11 protein-coding genes and 1 pseudogene are annotated in these 16,310 nt (G+C 65.5%); 8 read left to right on the plus strand and 4 right to left on the minus strand.

The window, feature by feature from the left end; all coding sequences use genetic code 11:
• Positions 1-24: 24 nt before the first annotated feature.
• Positions 25-882, minus strand: coding sequence for a formylglycine-generating enzyme family protein (locus A5788_RS06320; RefSeq protein WP_231894186.1), 858 nt, complete (start codon positions 880-882; stop codon positions 25-27).
• A gap of 297 nt (positions 883-1,179) precedes the next feature.
• On the opposite strand from A5788_RS06320, the gene ettA reads away from it, so the two are divergent.
• The 4 genes from ettA (at position 1,180) to A5788_RS06340 (ending at position 8,959) form a co-directional block, all read left to right on the plus strand.
• A complete protein-coding gene (gene ettA, locus A5788_RS06325; RefSeq protein WP_269449443.1) occupies positions 1,180-2,856 on the plus strand; it encodes an energy-dependent translational throttle protein EttA in 1,677 nt (558 codons plus the stop codon).
• A 66-nt stretch (positions 2,857-2,922) separates the two neighbouring features.
• Positions 2,923-7,734, plus strand: coding sequence for an NAD-glutamate dehydrogenase (locus A5788_RS06330; protein ID WP_064869911.1), 4,812 nt, complete (start codon positions 2,923-2,925; stop codon positions 7,732-7,734).
• Between the two features lie 65 nt (positions 7,735-7,799).
• Entirely contained in the window at positions 7,800-8,261 is a 462-nt protein-coding gene (locus A5788_RS06335; protein WP_005207764.1) for an acyl-CoA thioesterase, read from the plus strand.
• Complete coding sequence (locus A5788_RS06340) at positions 8,258-8,959, plus strand: hypothetical protein (protein WP_064864767.1); 702 nt, start codon at positions 8,258-8,260, stop codon at positions 8,957-8,959. The genes A5788_RS06335 and A5788_RS06340 overlap by 4 nt, the downstream gene beginning before the upstream one ends.
• 7 nt (positions 8,960-8,966) lie before the next feature.
• Here A5788_RS06340 and A5788_RS06345 read toward each other — a convergent pair whose 3' ends face one another.
• Complete coding sequence (locus tag A5788_RS06345; protein WP_039856532.1) at positions 8,967-10,817, minus strand: glycoside hydrolase family 13 protein; 1,851 nt, start codon at positions 10,815-10,817, stop codon at positions 8,967-8,969.
• A gap of 82 nt (positions 10,818-10,899) precedes the next feature.
• Positions 10,900-11,340, minus strand: a complete 441-nt coding sequence (locus A5788_RS06350; RefSeq protein ID WP_049697035.1) for a globin — start codon at positions 11,338-11,340, stop codon at positions 10,900-10,902.
• A gap of 206 nt (positions 11,341-11,546) precedes the next feature.
• Here A5788_RS06350 and ctaJ point away from each other — a divergent pair, with 206 nt between their 5' ends.
• Positions 11,547-11,795, plus strand: a complete 249-nt coding sequence (gene ctaJ, locus A5788_RS06355) for an aa3-type cytochrome oxidase subunit CtaJ (RefSeq protein ID WP_005207760.1) — start codon at positions 11,547-11,549, stop codon at positions 11,793-11,795.
• A complete protein-coding gene (locus tag A5788_RS06360; RefSeq protein WP_005207759.1) occupies positions 11,782-12,282 on the plus strand; it encodes a DUF5130 family protein in 501 nt (166 codons plus the stop codon). The genes ctaJ and A5788_RS06360 overlap by 14 nt, the downstream gene beginning before the upstream one ends.
• A gap of 104 nt (positions 12,283-12,386) precedes the next feature.
• On the opposite strand, the gene A5788_RS06365 is transcribed toward A5788_RS06360, so the two are convergent.
• The gene (locus tag A5788_RS06365) at positions 12,387-13,853 is read right to left on the minus strand and encodes a cation:dicarboxylate symporter family transporter (protein WP_039856546.1); all 1,467 of its coding nucleotides are present in this window, start codon (positions 13,851-13,853) and stop codon (positions 12,387-12,389) included.
• Positions 13,854-14,042: 189 nt separating this feature from the next.
• Between A5788_RS06365 and A5788_RS06370 the strand changes: the two are divergent.
• Both A5788_RS06370 and A5788_RS06375 read left to right on the plus strand, forming a co-directional pair.
• Positions 14,043-15,598 (plus strand): annotated as a pseudogene (locus A5788_RS06370) (sensor histidine kinase).
• A gap of 5 nt (positions 15,599-15,603) precedes the next feature.
• Positions 15,604-16,296: a response regulator gene (locus A5788_RS06375; protein WP_039856545.1), complete on the plus strand. Its 693-nt coding sequence runs from the start codon at positions 15,604-15,606 to the stop codon at positions 16,294-16,296.
• Positions 16,297-16,310 lie beyond the last annotated feature (14 nt).

Consider the following 16,310-nt stretch of genomic DNA (forward strand, 5'->3'; position numbering starts at 1 on the left):
GTGTGTTCACCGTGGCGGGACCCGTCATGCGGCAATAACGTCTGCGGCGCAACGGAATCCGAGGTGTGACGTGGCCGAGTCGTCGGATTGCGGAGAACGGGCGGCGGGTCGGTAGCGTCGGCAGTACTGCGGTGAGCACAGGTGCGAGCCGCCCTTCGTGACACGCGTGACCTGTGGAGATGTGGTGGGCGCCAAGAGGTCCGGTCGGCCGTCGGGGGAGACGGTCGCAAGATCGGGCGGGACGTGGCGCGGGTTGAACACGTCCGACGTGCGCTCCCACACGTTGCCGATCATGTCGAGAAGTCCGAAGCCGTTGGGCGGATAACTCCCGATCCTCGACGTTCCGCTCCAGCCGTCGCTCGCGTAGGGGAAGTCGCCGATCCACGTGTTGGCGAGAATCTCGCCCTCGGGATGCAACTCGTCGCCCCACGCGTACTCGTGTCCGTCGAGTCCGCCCCGCGCGGCGTACTCCCACTCGGCCTCGGTGGGGAGCCGACGCCCCGCCCACGCGGCGTAGGCCACAGCGTCGGCGTAGGCGATCTGGGTGACGGGGTGGTCGTCGTGCCCGACGATGTCGGTCGCGGGTCCGAGCGGGTGACGCCACGACGCTCCCGGCTGCCATCGCCACCACGCTCGCCAGTCGGTGAGGTCGACGGGGCCGGCCGTCGGTGTGAAGACAAGGGCACCCGGAACGAGCATCGCTGGGTCGGAGCCGGGGAAATCGACGGGGTCGATGTCGCTCTCGGCAACGGTCACGTACCCGGTGTCGCTGACGAACGCCGCGTACTGCGCATTGGTCACCGGATGCCGTTCGATCGCGAAAGCGCCGACGCGACGCTCATGTGCGGGACGTTCCTCGGGGTAGAAGCGATCCGAACCCATACAGAAGACGCCGCCGGTGAGCTCGACAAGCTCGGTCAGCGGCGCAGAGGCGGTCACCCTCTCGATGGTGCCAGTGATCGTGTTCGCACGTCTGCGGCGATCGCGGCGCCGTGTTCGCGGGCGGGCGGGTCCGACTCGATCACGGCCATGTGGGAGAGTGTCGCGCCACGTCGATAGAGTGGTACGCGACGTTGCGCCGAGAGCCTGCCGTGTCGCCGGAGGGCGATACCCCGCATGCACTCTCCGGTATCGGAGCTCGAGCGCAGATGACCACAAAACCGCAGGTGAGGACATTACGTGGCTGGCGAGTTTATTTACACGATGAAGAAGGTGCGCAAGGCGCACGGTGACAAGGTCATTCTCGACGACGTCACCATGTCCTTCTACCCGGGCGCCAAGATCGGCGTCGTCGGTCCCAACGGTGCCGGTAAGTCGTCGATCCTCAAGATCATGGCGGGAATCGACCAGCCGTCGAACGGCGAGGCATTCCTCGACCCGGAGGCCACCGTCGGCATTCTGTTGCAGGAGCCGCCCCTCAACGAGGAGAAGACGGTCAAGCAGAACGTCGAGGAGGGGATGGGCGAGATCAAGCAGAAGCTCGACCGCTTCAACGAGATCGCCGAACTGCTCGCCACCGACTACTCCGACGAACTCATGGAGGAGATGGGCAAGCTCCAGGAAGACCTCGACAACGCCGACGCCTGGGACCTCGACTCGCAGATCGACCAGGCCATGGACGCACTGCGCTGCCCGCCCGGCGATTCCCCTGTCACCCACCTCTCGGGTGGTGAGCGCCGTCGCGTCGCGTTGTGCAAGCTGCTGCTGTCCAAGCCCGACCTGCTGCTGCTCGATGAGCCGACCAACCACCTCGACGCCGAGAGCGTGCTGTGGCTCGAGCAGTTCCTGGCGTCGTACCCCGGCGCAGTCCTCGCGGTGACGCACGATCGCTACTTCCTCGACCATGTGGCCGAATGGATCTGTGAGGTCGACCGCGGCAAGCTGCACCCGTACGAGGGCAACTACTCCACCTACCTGGAGAAGAAGGCCGAGCGTCTCGAGGTCCAGGGCAAGAAGGACCAGAAGCTGCAGAAGCGGCTCAAGGAAGAGCTCGCTTGGGTCCGTTCGGGCGCCAAGGCCCGTCAGACGAAGAACAAGGCCCGCCTCTCGCGGTACGAGGAGATGGCAGCGGAGGCCGAGAAGACGCGCAAGCTCGACTTCGAGGAGATCCAGATCCCGACGCCGCCGCGTCTGGGTGACGTGGTGGTCGAGGTCGCCAACCTCGACAAGGGCTTCGACGGTCGCGTGCTGATCAAGGATCTGTCGTTCACGTTGCCGCGCAACGGAATCGTCGGTGTCATCGGACCCAACGGTGTGGGTAAGACGACGCTGTTCAAGACCATCGTCGGACTCGAGGAGCCCGACTCCGGCTCGGTGAAGGTCGGCGATACGGTCAAGCTCAGCTACGTCGACCAGAACCGCGCCAACATCGACCCGAAGAAGAACGTGTGGGAGGTCGTCTCCGACGGCAACGACTACATCGAGGTCGGCCAGAACGAGATGCCCTCGCGTGCGTACGTCAGCGCCTTCGGCTTCAAGGGTCCCGATCAGCAGAAGCGGGCAGAGGTGCTCTCCGGTGGTGAGCGCAACCGCCTCAACCTGGCGTTGACGCTCAAAGAGGGCGGCAACCTGATCCTGCTCGACGAGCCGACCAACGACCTCGACGTCGAAACCCTCGGCTCGCTCGAGAACGCCCTGGAGTCGTTCCCGGGATGTGCCGTGGTGATCAGCCACGACCGGTGGTTCCTCGACCGGACCTGTACCCACATTCTGGCGTGGGAGGGCAATGTCGAAGAGGGACAATGGTTCTGGTTCGAAGGCAACTTCGAGGCGTATGAGGCGAACAAGGTCGACCGGCTCGGACCCGACGCCGCGCGTCCGCACCGGGTTACTCACCGGAAACTCACTCGCGACTGAATCGCGTCACTACCATCGCGGTAGGGCTCGAATCGGAGATCATCTCCCAATCTCCTTGAAGTGAAGGTGAGTGCGTTGTCTCAAGAGAGTGCTCTGTTGCCTGCGGCGGTCAGCTGCTATCTCAACGCGAGCAACCCTCCGGGCGACGCGCACCACCCGACGACGGGTTCGGGCGGTGGTCTCACCGACGCGACCGACCTCGACGCGATCGACGATGCCGATCTGAACCGCGTTCGTCGACACGTCGGGTTGGCGTCGACGCGATCAGCGGGGCAGTGCCTGGTCGACGTGAGCTCGGGACCGTCGGGAACCGAGATCGTCGTCGTCAACGACGACATGCCACTGCTGGTCGAAGCGGTGCTGACCGTCATCGAGGCGCACGGACTGACCGTCAGCCGCATCGACCATCCGGTGATGGCGGTGGCGCGCGACGAGGCAGGCACGCTCAGCGACATCGGCGCCGGACCAGACCGCTCAACGGAGTCGTGGATCTACGTGGTCGCGATGTCGGCGAAGGGTGAGGTCGACACCGAGGCCTTGCGTACCGAACTCGTCGACGTCATCGCCCGTGTGGCCGACGTGGACCGCGACGCGGTGGATATGCGCGGCCGCCTGTCGACCTGCGGTGCCGACTGCGCCGTCGCCCCGACCACCGCGCAATCGGGCATAGCCGCCGTCGACCGGTACGAGTATTCACGCCTTCTCGACTGGTTCGCGGGCAACCACTTCGTGCCACTCGGCTACCGCAGGGTGGGCATCGACGGCGCGGTCTCCGACGGCCGGGGTCTGTGGCGGGGCGACTCACTCCTCGACCTCACCCAGGCGCGCGACTTCGGGGTGCTCACGCAGCCGCCGCTATTGCCGCGTGTCTCGCGGGTCTATCTCGAAACCGGCGTGCAGCGGTCGAACTATCCGATCCTGATCCAGATTCCCGAGTTCGACGCCGCCGGAACGCATGTGGGAGAACACCGATTCCTCGGCACCTTCACCTCGTCCGGCCTGCACCAGACGATCCTCGACGTCCCCGTGCTGCGCGGCAAAGTGCACGAGGTGATCCGCCGCGCCGGCGTCGACGAGGATTCGTTTGCCGGTCAGTCGATGATCGAACTGCTGCAGAACTACCCGCTGGTGGAGATGTTCGCGTCGTCGGATGCCGAGTTGAGCCGTCGGATCGGCGAGATGTTCGACGCCGTCGCCACCCGAACCCTGCGCGCGTTCGTCCGCGTGAACCCGCAGGGCAGTACCGCCACCGCGCTCATCTATCTACCTCGCGACAGGTACAACACGCAGAACCGCCTGGCGCTGCAGAACGTCGTCTCAGAACAATTGCATGGCACTGCGCTCGAGTACTCGGCACGTGTCAGCGAGATGCCCCTCGCGCAACTACAGGTGATGGTCCGCGTCGACGAATCCGACGCCGCGCGACGCGGCACCTTCGACATCGGGACGCCCGAACAGAGCGCCATCCAACACGAACTGGCACAGTCAATCCGGACGTGGGACGAGCGGTTCCGCGAAGCGGCGGGCGGACTCGACGCGGCGTCGGCCAGGCTTCCCGTCGGCGGCGTCGACGCCCTGTTTCGGTTGCTTCCTGCGCTGCCCGAGGATTACAAGGACCAGCGCGAGCCGTCGGACGCACTCGCCGACCTCATCCGTGTCGCCGATCTCGACGCCGGCGACATCGCCGTGGCGCTGGCGCAGACCGGCAGCGAGCCCGGGGCGCTGTGGAAGTTCACGCTGTATTTGTGCGGCGGCGCAGCCACCTTGACCGACGTGCTGCCGGTGCTCCACAGCCTCGGCCTCGACGTCGTCGACGAGCATCCGTACCGCCTCGTGCGGCCTGACGGGCAGGTCTGCCACGTCTACGAATTCAGTGTCGCGTTGGCCGACGGGATGTCGGTGGATCTCGACTCCGCCGACGACCTCGACGGGCGGTTCACCGATGCCTTCGTGCAGATCTGGCGGCAACGCGCAGAGGTCGACGCCTACAACGAGCTGATCATCAGGTGCGGCCTCGACTGGCGTTCCGCGGCGATGCTTCGTGCGTACGGTCGGTACCTGCGCCAGTGCGGCTTCTCGTACAGCAACACCCTGGTTGCGCACACCCTCGGCGAGTACCGCGATGTCACGCGGGGACTGGTCGAGCTGTTCGAGGCGTCGTTCGACCCCGACCACGCCGACGAACAGCAGCGCGACCGTGCGGCAGCTGCGCTCAGCGACGACATCGGCAAGGTCCTCGGACTCGAAGCCGACCGCATCGTCTCGGCGTTCTCGGCCGTCATCGGGGCGACGTCGCGCACCAACTTCTACGTCCGCGACGACGACGCCGACCGACCGGTGATGTCGTTCAAGTTGCGGCCCAGGGAGATTCCGCAAACGCCCGAGCCGCGGCCACTGCACGAGATCTTCGTGTACTCGCCGCGCGTCGAAGGGGTGCACCTGCGTTTCGGTGCCGTTGCCCGCGGCGGACTGCGCTGGTCGGATCGACGCGAGGATTTCCGCACCGAGATCCTGGGTCTGGTCAAGGCGCAGGCCGTCAAGAACGCGGTGATCGTGCCCGTCGGCGCCAAGGGCGGATTCGTCGTCAAGCGGCCGCCCGCACCGACCGGTGACGCCGCCGCGGACCGTGACGCCACGCGCGCCGAAGGTATTGCGCAGTATCGAGATTTCATCTCCGGCCTGCTCGACGTCACAGACAACCTCGACCAGCACACCGGTGCGGTCATCCCCGCGAGGTCGGTGGTGCGTCGAGACGGTGACGACACGTATCTCGTCGTCGCTGCGGACAAGGGCACGGCGTCGTTCTCCGATATCGCCAATGATGTTGCAGCGCAGTATGATTTCTGGCTCGGGGATGCTTTTGCCTCGGGTGGTTCGGCGGGCTACGACCACAAGGCGATGGGCATCACCGCGCGAGGCGCATGGGAATCGGTCAAGCGTCACTTCCGTGAGATGGGCGTCGATACCCAGTCGCAGGACTTCACCGTCGCCGGTATCGGCGACATGAGCGGCGACGTGTTCGGCAACGGCATGCTGTTGTCGCAGCACATCCGTCTCGTCGCGGCGTTCGACCACCGGCACGTGTTCGTCGATCCGAATCCGGACGCCTCGTCGTCGTATACCGAACGCGCACGGCTCTTCTCGTTGCCGCGCTCGTCGTGGGCCGATTACGACACCTCGCTCATCAGCGAGGGTGGCGGGGTCTGGTCGCGAGAGACCAAGTCGATTCCGATCAGTGAACAGATGCGCACGGCACTCGGGCTCGACGTTGGTGTCGACGCGTTGTCGCCTCCGGAACTGATTCACGCGATCCTGCTGGCGCCAGTGGACCTGCTGTGGAACGGCGGCATCGGCACCTACATCAAGTCGTCATCCGAATCCGACGCGCAGGTGGGGGACAAGGCCAACGATGCGATCCGTGTCGACGGAGATCAGTTGCGCGCCAAGGTCGTCGGCGAAGGCGGCAACCTCGGCGTGACCGAACGCGGTCGGATCGAGTTCGACCTCGCTGGCGGGCGCATCAACACCGATGCGATGGACAACTCGGCGGGCGTCGATTGTTCCGACCACGAGGTCAACATCAAGATCCTGCTCGACTCCGCGGTCTCAACCGGCCAACTCGTGGCTGCCGACCGTGATCCGCTGCTGGAGTCGATGACCGACGAGGTCGCCGATCTGGTGTTGGCCGACAACGTGTCGCAGAACTCCGAGCTCGGTTTCTGTCGCGCGTACTCGCTCGAGCGCGTCGATGTGCATGCCCGCCTGCTCCACGAGATCGCCTCGCGCGGCGTCGATTTGGCTCTTGAGGCGCTGCCGACACCGCAGCAGTTGATCAAGCGGCTGCATTCGGATGTGCACCGCGGGCTCACCTCGCCCGAACTCGCGACGCTGATGTCGCACGTGAAGTTGATCGCCAAGGACGACCTCCTGGGGGGTGACCTGCCCGAGAACGATGTGTTCGAGGGTCTGCTCGCCGAGTACTTCCCGCTTCCGCTGCGCGAACGTTTCGCAGACGGCATCCGTGCGCACCGACTGCATCGCGAGATCGTCACCACCGTCCTCGTCAACGAAGTCGTCGACAGGGCGGGCATCACGCACCTGTTCCGGCTCGGAGAATCGACGGGCTCGACGACCGAGGAGGCCGTGCGGGCGTACGTGGTTGCCGACCGGGTCTTCGGACTCTCGGATCTCTTCGCGCGCATCCTGCATGCCGACGCTCCGGTGGAAGCCATCGACGAGATGATGCTCTACGAGCGGCGACTGCTGTTCCGGGCGTCGAGATGGCTGCTGGCGTTTCGCCCGCAACCGCTCGCGATGGCGGCGGAGATCACCCGCTACGCCGAGCAGGTGGCTGAACTGACCGCACTGATCGACAGTTGGTTCGGCGCGCAGTCGGCCGCCGACGTCGAGCGGCGCGTCGAGCACTACCGCGAGCTCGGTGTCGAGACCGACCTCGCCCACGACGTCGCGATCAGTCTTCATCGGTTCTGCCTACTCGACATCGTCGACGCCGCCGAGATCGCCGACCGCGATCCCGTCGAGGTCGGCGAGCTGTACTTCGCGATCATGGAGCATTTCGGACTCGAGGAACTGCTCACCGCGGTCTCGACGCTCGAGTACGGTGACCGCTGGCATGCGTTGGCGCGCTTGGCTCTTCGCGACGACATGCACGGCGCGCTGCGTGCCCTCACGCTCACGATCCTGCAGAGCAGCGAACCCGACGAGAGCGCGGCCGAGAAGATCTCCGAGTGGGAGTCGTCGCACTCGTCGCGGCTGTCTCGGGTGCGCTCGATGCTCGCCGATATCGAGCAGGGTCCAGAACTCGACCTCGCGACGCTGTCGGTTGCGGCGCGGCAGTTGCGCAGCCTCATCAGGTGACGAACCTCGTCAGTTGACGACGATCGGCCCTCTCACGGGGAGGTGTCGCGAACGAAAGGACAGTCGTGCTCTACGAGGACGAGGGAGTCAGGACCGACGCCGGTTACGTGGTCAAGGTTCCCGTCCGCTGGTCGGACATGGATGTGTTCGCGCACATCAACCACGCGCGCATGGTGACACTCATCGAAGAGGCTCGGATTCCCTGGCTCTTCTACGACGGGCGACCCACAGCCGACCTGCGTCGCGGCTGTGTCGTCGCGGACCTGCACGTCAAGTATCGCCAACAGGTGCGCCACGACGAGGGGCCGATCGTCGTGACCATGTTCGTCGAGAAGGTGCGCGCCGTCGACTTCGTCGTCGGATACGAGGTGCGTCCAGACGCCGCGTCGCCGACCGACAAACCCGCCGTCACCGCGACCACCCAACTCGTCGCATTCGACGTCGACGCACAGCGGCTGCGGCGACTGACCCCGGACGAGCGTGAGTACCTGGAGAGTTTTCGCCGCACCTCGGACGACAGCGCGTGACCGCGTTACCCGAGCGGTTCGTCGTCGCTGCCGGCCCCGACGACCGCAGGGACGCACTGGCCTTCCTGACGCGCGCCATGCGACTCGACGAGGCCGCGGTGATCAGAGTGGTGCAACGGTCTGACGGGCTACTCGCGTTCTGGGCACATACCGGGTTCGACGTCCTGGTCACCCGGTCGATCTTCGGCAGTGCTGCGCCGTCGGACATCGTCGTCGACGCGGACACACTGCGGGGCCGGTTGAGCGACGGTACGGCGGGTGTGCCGGTGGAGCCGGGGATGTCACTCGACTCCGCGTGGCGTGGTGCGCTACCGCTGCGCAGCGGCTACCGGCATCTCGACGACGTCCCAGCGCGGACCGTTGTCGAGTTGACGCGCGAGGGAGCACGCCTCGCACGCGAAGAGGGCAGCAACTTCGGGCCTGCGACGGGCCTGCTTGATCAAGGCGTACTCGACGTCTCGTCGGCCGACGGGGCACTGAATGCCACGGTCTCGCTGCGCTCGTTGTTCGCGCTCACCGCAATGGGTTTCGTGCGCGACGCCGACGGCCACGAGGTCACCGAGACATCACCGATCGACGCCATCGGCGCCACCGAACCTGTGCGCGTGCGCATTTCGGCAGCGTGGATTCGGATCGACGCGCGCTACGGTTCGGTGTACCAGCGCAGGCACCGCGACCTCGATGTCACGGTTGTCTGAGCTGTTCTCAGACGAGCCATGCGGCGGCGTTGGGTGCCAGCATGCCGTCGACGAGGGGTGCGCTCGTGAGGATGAGTTCTCCCGGCGGTAGCCCGACCGGTTCGCTGGTGGTGTTCAGCGCGCACACCAGGTGTCCCTCGGAGCGTCGGAATGCCAGGCACCCCGTCGGGGCGCCGTACCACTCGATGTCATCGCCTGCGAATTCTTCACGCTCATAACGCAATTCGATGGCCGTGCGGTACAGCGACAGCGTCGAGTTCATGTCCTCGAGCTCGGCTTCGACGGTGAACTCCGCCCACGACTCTGGAATCGGAAGCCACGTCTGCGGATTCGTCGAGAAACCGAACGGCGGCTCGGAGCCCTCCCACGGCAGCGGTACCCGTGATGCGTCCCGCCCGCGTTCGGTGTGTTCGGAGCGTTCCCAGACCGGGTCCTGCAGCGCGTCGTCGGGCAGGTCGGCGTTGGGGAGGCCGAGTTCTGCGCCGTTGTAGATGAATATCGAACCGGGAAGCGCGAACTCGACGAGCGCCATCGCCCGTGCCCGCGCAGTGCCCAGCTCGATGTCGGCATGGGGCGCCGGCTCGGCTTCCGGTGTCTCGGCTTCGGGTGTCTCGGCTTCTGGTGTCTCGCTGTCAGAAGTGTCGCTGTCCGGTGTTTCGCCGTCGGCAGTCTCGCTGTCGGGGATCGCACCGGCCAGACCGTAGCGGGTCACCTCTCGGTCGACGTCGTGATTCGACAGCGTCCAGGTCGGTGTTCCGCCGACGCTGTGCACGGCGTCGAGGGAGTTCTCGATCGCATCTCGGATGGCGGCTGCGTCGAAAGGTGCCTTGGCGAGTCTGAAGTTGAAACCCAGATGCAGTTCGTCCGGGCGCAGGTACTCCGCGAATCGCTCGTTGTCGTCGACCCAGATCTCGCCGACGTTCGCAGCGCCGGGGTAGTCGTCGATGACCGCGCGGATCTTTCGGTGGATGTCGTGGACCGCGTAGTTGTTGAACCTCGGGTCGTCGTCTCGGTTGACCAGGAGTCCCGCGGCCTCGACGTCCATGTCGGGAAGGTCGGCGGGTTTGGCCATGCCGTGTGCGACGTCGATGCGGAAGCCGTCGACCCCGCGGTCGAGCCAGAAGCGCAGTGTCTTCTCGAGGTCGTCGAAGACCTCGGGGTTCTCCCAGTTCAAGTCGGGCTGCTCGCGCGCGAAGATGTGGAGGTACCACTGCCCGGGCGTGCCGTCGGGCTCGGTGACACGGTCCCACGCGGGTCCGCCGAAGATGCTGACCCAGTTGTTCGGCGGCTCGTCGCCGTTCTCGCCCCGCCCGTCACGGAAGATGTACCGCGCACGTTCGGGACTGCCCGGTCCGGCCGCCAGTGCGTCGATGAACCATTGGTGCTGGTCGCTGGTGTGGTTGGGGACGAGGTCCATGGTCACGCGGATCTCGCGGTCGTGCGCCTCGACGATCAGTTCGTCGAACGTCGCCAGATCGCCGAAGAGCGGATCGATATCGCGCGGGTCCGAGACGTCGTAACCGTGGTCGGCCATGGGGGAGCGCATGATCGGGCTCAACCACAGCGCGTCGATGCCGAGCAGTTCGAGGTAGCCGAGCTTGTCGATGACACCGGCGAGGTCGCCGACGCCGTCGCCGTCGAGATCGGAGAACGACCGCGGATAGATCTGGTAGAAGATCGCCGAACGCCACCAGGTGTCGTCGGCAGGGTCGAGCTGGGTCGCTACCGCTGCGACTCCTTCTGCCTCAAGGACCCTGTCGGTCTCAATGACGCCGTCAGCCTCGATGACGTCCTGGTCGTCGGCGCCGAGTGCGTCGTCGTTGAGGTCGTCGGGTGTCTCGTCGCTCACCGCGACAATTCTGCCCTACCTGTGTTTTCCCGTAGAAGACCAGGTGACATCGGCGCGTCGTGTCCGATCTGTCGGATTGACGCTGACCAGATCAGAAGGGTGAATTGACCATCGACTGTGCGGCCATCTCCATGTAGTCGACGAGCGCCTGGCGGTGGGGCGGGTCGAGGGTGTCGTCGTCGATCGATGCGATGGCGGTGTGCATGCAGCGCAGCCAGGCGTCGCGCTCGATCGGGCCGATGGTGAACGGCTGATGGCGCATGCGCAGTCGGGGGTGGCCTCGTTCCTCGGAGTAGGTTCGCGGGCCTCCCCAGTACTGCTCGAGGAACATGCGGAGTCGACGCTCGGCAGGTCCGAGGTCTTCTTCGGGGTACATCGGCCGGAGGATCTCGTCGGCGGCGACCTCTCGATAGAAGACGCTGGTCAGCTTCTCGAAGGTCTCGTGGCCACCGACCTCGTCGTAGAACGAACGATGGACCTGGGTGTTCGCCGGCTGGCCGCCGGCAGGGATGTTGCCGCTCACCCGACCTATTGTCCCCACCGTGCGCTGTGGTCTCAACATTGCCGCGAGAAGGCGCCCGCGACAGCGCTCCGGACGCGTCTACGACAGACCGTAGGGGTCGGTGCCCGAACGGCTGTGGTGTGGGCTAAATTGATCACACGACCTGTGCGGCGTGAACGTGTCATCGCGCGCTCACCGGCCGTGCGGCAAGAGGGTTTACCGATCGGAAGGGTCTCATGGACAACTGGATCGCCTATATCGGAGTGCCTGTCACGGTCCTGGTGGTTATCTTCGCCCTGGCGTGCGTGGTCTCGATGGCATTCTCGAATGGCGTCAAGTATCCCAAGCAGCAGGAATACACGCTCGACCAGAAGTGGGACCGCGGACCGCTGCTCTTCTCCGCAACGGAGATCGAATCGATTGCGTTGCCGCGTCACGCGGAACCGAATGATGTGGATGGAGGCTCGGCCAGTGCCAAGTGGTGAGATTTCGCAGACGACAGGTTCCGAAGCATCGCATGAGGTCGTCGCGGCCTCCGCGCTGCCCGTCGGCACGGTCATCACGAACAGCGGGCGCGTCTCGTCCACCCGCTTTCCCGGTCAGACCGCGACGACCCCTCCCTTCTCCCGCGACGAACTGATCGCACTCGACGACGCGATCCACGCCGCGACCGAAAAGGCGCTGGTCCGCTTCTCCGTCTACATCGGAGAACTCGGAACCGATCCGGTCGCCGATGCGCGCAACGTGCTGCTCAAGGCAGCTCCCGAGCCCGCATACGGCACACTGCTCGCGGTGTCGCCCAACACGCATGACGTCGTGGTGGTGTCGGGCAGCGAGGTTGCCGACCGCATCAATGATCGCGTCGCCGATCTTGGCGTGACCGCCGCCATCGGCAGCTTCCGTCAGAACGAGCTCATCGACGGACTCGTCTCCGCGCTGCACGTGATGGCGACGGCAGCAGCACCCATCTGAAGCTGCGACACCGAAGAACTTCGGCAGCTGGACAAGAACCAAAGAGAATGGCCCGGGAGCAACTCCCGGGCCATTCTCTTGTGTTGTCGCTGCTGTGTCGGTGCCTACTGTGCGACCAGGTCTCTGGTGACCGGTGCCTTCTCTGTCGACACCTTCTCAGCCGGCGCGGCGGTGGTCGAGTCTTCATTCTTCGCATCGGGTCGTGTGGGGGAGCTTCCCAGATGGTCGTCGACCATGTCGTTCTCGTCGAACGGTGCGCGGCCGGAGAGGACGTCGTCGACCCGATTCTTGTCGATGGTCCCCGTCCACGATCCGACGAGGATTGTCGCGACCGCGTTGCCCGAGAAGTTGGTGACGGCGCGAGCCTCGGACATGAAGCGGTCGATGCCCACGATCAGTCCGACTCCGTTCAGCATGGCCGGCTGGTGGGCCTGCAGGCCGCCGGCCAGAGTTGCCAGCCCGGCGCCGCTGACGCCTGCGGCGCCCTTCGACGCGATGATCATGAAGACCAGCAGGCTGATCTGCGCTCCGATCGACAGCGGTGCACCCATTGCATCTGCGATGAAGATCGACGCCATCGTCAGGTAGATCGCTGTGCCGTCGAGGTTGAACGAGTAGCCGGTCGGAACGACGACGCCGACCGTTGACTTCTCGACGCCGAGGTGTTCCATCTTGGCGATCAGGCGGGGTAGCGCCGACTCGGAGGACGAGGTGGCGAAGATCAGCAGGTACTCGCGGGCCAGGTAGCGGACGAGTCGGAAGATGGACACGCCTGCGACCGACCGCAGGATCACGCCGAGGACGCCGAACACGAACACCAGGCACGTCAGGTAGAAGGCGATCATCAGGATCAACAGCTGCCCGACCGCGGCCCAGCCGGTCTGCCCGACGACGTTGGCGATCGCGCCGAACGCGCCGATCGGGGCGAGCCACAGGATCATGCTGAGGATCTTGAACACGAGCTTCTGGATGTAGGCGACGGCGGCGAGGATCGGCTCCCCGCTCGAACCCATGGCCTGCAGGGCGAAGCCGACGAGAAGCGCGACGAACAGCGCCTGCAAGACGTTGCCCGAGGTGAGCGCAGAGAGGAGCGAATCGGGGATGATCCCCTCGACGAACGCCATCAGTCCGCCGGATTCGTGGGCCTTCTCGGCCAATGCCGAACCCTTGTCCGCGGTCGCCGTGATGTTGAGGCCGTCGCCGGGCTTGATCAGATTTCCGACGACGAGTCCTATCGCGAGTGCGATGGTCGACATCACGAGGAAGTAGACGAAGGCGAGTCCGCCGACCTTGCCGACGGTCGCGGCCTTTCGGACCGAACCGATGCCCAGCACGATGGTGCAGAAGATGACCGGCGCGATCATCATTTTGATGAGGCTGACGAACATGGTGCCGAGTACCCCGAGGTCTTTGCCGACACCGGGAGCGATGAGGCCGACCGCCACACCTCCGACAACGGCAATGATGACCGCCACGTACAGCCAATGCGTCTTGTCACGCTTCTTGGGCGGCGTTGTCGCGATCTCGTCGGTCGCCAACGCGCCGTCTGGGTGTCGTCGTCTCAGATTCATCGTGCTGTCCTTCCTGTGATGCAGGTCGACGTCTTCGAAGCGCACCCGCTGTGGAAGATTGTTGGTCAGAACCGTGATGTGGGTCACCATTGAGTTCATTTCGTTCAGGCGATCACCGTGGTGAACTCGATGGCGATTGACGTAGGGGGCGGTCGCCATAGGGGCGGTCGCGGAAGGGATGGTGCGGACATGCTGCGGTGGCGTCCCCGGACACTCGCCGGTCAGGCTGTGGCGTTGCAGCTGGCCGTCGTCGTGGTGATCGTGGTGGCTGCGGCGGCACTCGCCCTGCTCGATGCCCGGCTCGACGGAGTGCGTGCCGCGCGTGAGCAGGTCACCTCCGTAGCGGTGAGCATCGCTGATGCCCCTTCGACGGCCCGCGCGCTGGCTTCTCCCGACCCGACCGCGAGCCTGCAGCCGGTCACCGAGGAGATCCGTTAGGTCACCGGCCTCTCGTTCATCACCATCATGAACACCAACGGTGTGCGCTACACCCATACAAGGCCTGCGCTCATCGGGCAGCGGTATCTGGGTTCGACCAGCCAGGCGCTGCGGGGCGAGGTCTACACCGAGACCTACACCGGGACGCTGGGGCCGTCGATTCGTTCGATCGCGCCTGTGCGCAACGACCAGGGCGTGATCGTCGGGATGGTTGCCGTCGGGATCACGCAGTCCACGCTCACCGACGAGTGGCTGGACCAACTGCCGTTGATCGCGTCGATCGGGCTGGTGGCCATCGTCGCCGCTCTCGGCGGACTCTGGCTCATCCGACGGCGGCTGTTGCGGCTCACCGGTGGTCTGGCCCCGGGAGAACTACGCGTCATGTACGACCATCACGACGCGGTGCTCCATTCGGTCAAGGAGGGGCTTGTGGTGATCGACGACGGCGAGATCGCGCTGTGCAATGACGAGGCACGTCGGTTGTTGGCCGGCGAGAGTGGCGGCGACGTCGGTGAACTCGACGACATGCCCGAATTCCTGCTCGGCACAGAACCTCTCACCGACGTGCTGTATGTCGATCAGGGCCGGGTGCTGGTGGTCAATCGAGCTCCGGTGTCGACGCGGCCCGGATCGACCGTCGTCACGATCCGAGATCGAACCGAATTATCGGCTGCCATAGGCGAATTGGATTCGCTCTCGCGTTTCGCCGAGGCACTCGGTCGCAGGCGCATGAGTCGGCCAATCGGCTGCACACCATGGTCGCGCTCATCGAAACCGGCCACGCGGAACGCGCCGCCGACCTGGCGACCGCGGATCTTGCTCTGTCGCAACGGTTGGTCGATCGCGTCTCGGACACGATCAGCGATCCCACCCTCAGCGCGCTGCTGCTCGGGAAGTCGGCACAGGCAGCAGAACGAGGAATCTCCATGACGTTGACGGAGGAGTCGGCTCTCGACTCGGTCGATGCCTCCCCGCTGACCACCGACGAGATGATCACCATCGTCGGAAACCTGATCGACAATGCGTTGGATGCCTGCGATCCACATGACCCGTGGGTGGAGGTCACCGTGGCCTCGACCGACGGATCACTACAGATCGTCGTTGCCGACAGCGGTCCGGGGATGACCGACGACGAGTTCCAAAGGGCTTGCAGTAGAGGATATTCGACGAAACCCGGCGGCGATGCACAGGGCAGAGGGCTTGGCCTTGCCCTGGTGAGCTACATCGTCAACCGACATCGCGGCACCGTGCGATCCGAGCACACGTACGGTTCGGTAGTCACTGTCGAGATCCCGAGCGGAGAATAGTCGTGGTGATACGCGTGATGATCGTCGACGACGAGCCGCTGCTCGTACAAGCGCATCGCGACTACCTCGCCCGGATCGGCGGATTCGAAGTGGTCGCGACGGCGGGCACCGCGCAGGACGCGCACCGTGCGGCGGCCGCGGCCGTGGCGGCGGGTGCGCCTGTCGAACTCGTGCTGCTCGATCTCGGACTGCCCGACGCGAGCGGAATCGACCTCGCGTCAGCGCTGTCCGGGCTGCGGCCCGATCCCGACATCATCGCCATCACGGCGGCACGCGACCTGCCCACAGTCCGACGAGCAGTGGCGCACGGCGCGCTGCTCTATCTGCTCAAACCGTTCTCGTACGCGGCTTTCGCCGAGAAGATCGAGCACTACCTGCGCTACCGCGACACTGTCGCGGGCGACGGCGACGCGGTCAGCCAGCGAGACGTTGACCGTGCGCTTGCCGCGTTGCGCACCGCCGATCCTCGGCGCGGCGCACCCAAGGGCATGGCGCCCGACACCACCGACGCTGTCGGCAGGGCGGTCCGCGATGCGCCCGACGGCCTGACCGCATCGGAAGTCGCTGCGCAAGTGGGCAGTTCGCGAGTCACCGCGTGGCGGTATCTGGAGCGGCTCGCCGACGCCGGCACGGTGCGCAGGGTCACCGAGTACGGCGGGGCGGGCCGCCCCCAGATTCGCTACACCTGGACGAGGTGATCGGTCACTCGGTA

Origin of the sequence: Gordonia sp. 852002-50816_SCH5313054-c (assembly GCF_001665925.1) — a bacterium.
GTDB lineage: Bacteria > Actinomycetota > Actinomycetes > Mycobacteriales > Mycobacteriaceae > Gordonia > Gordonia jacobaea.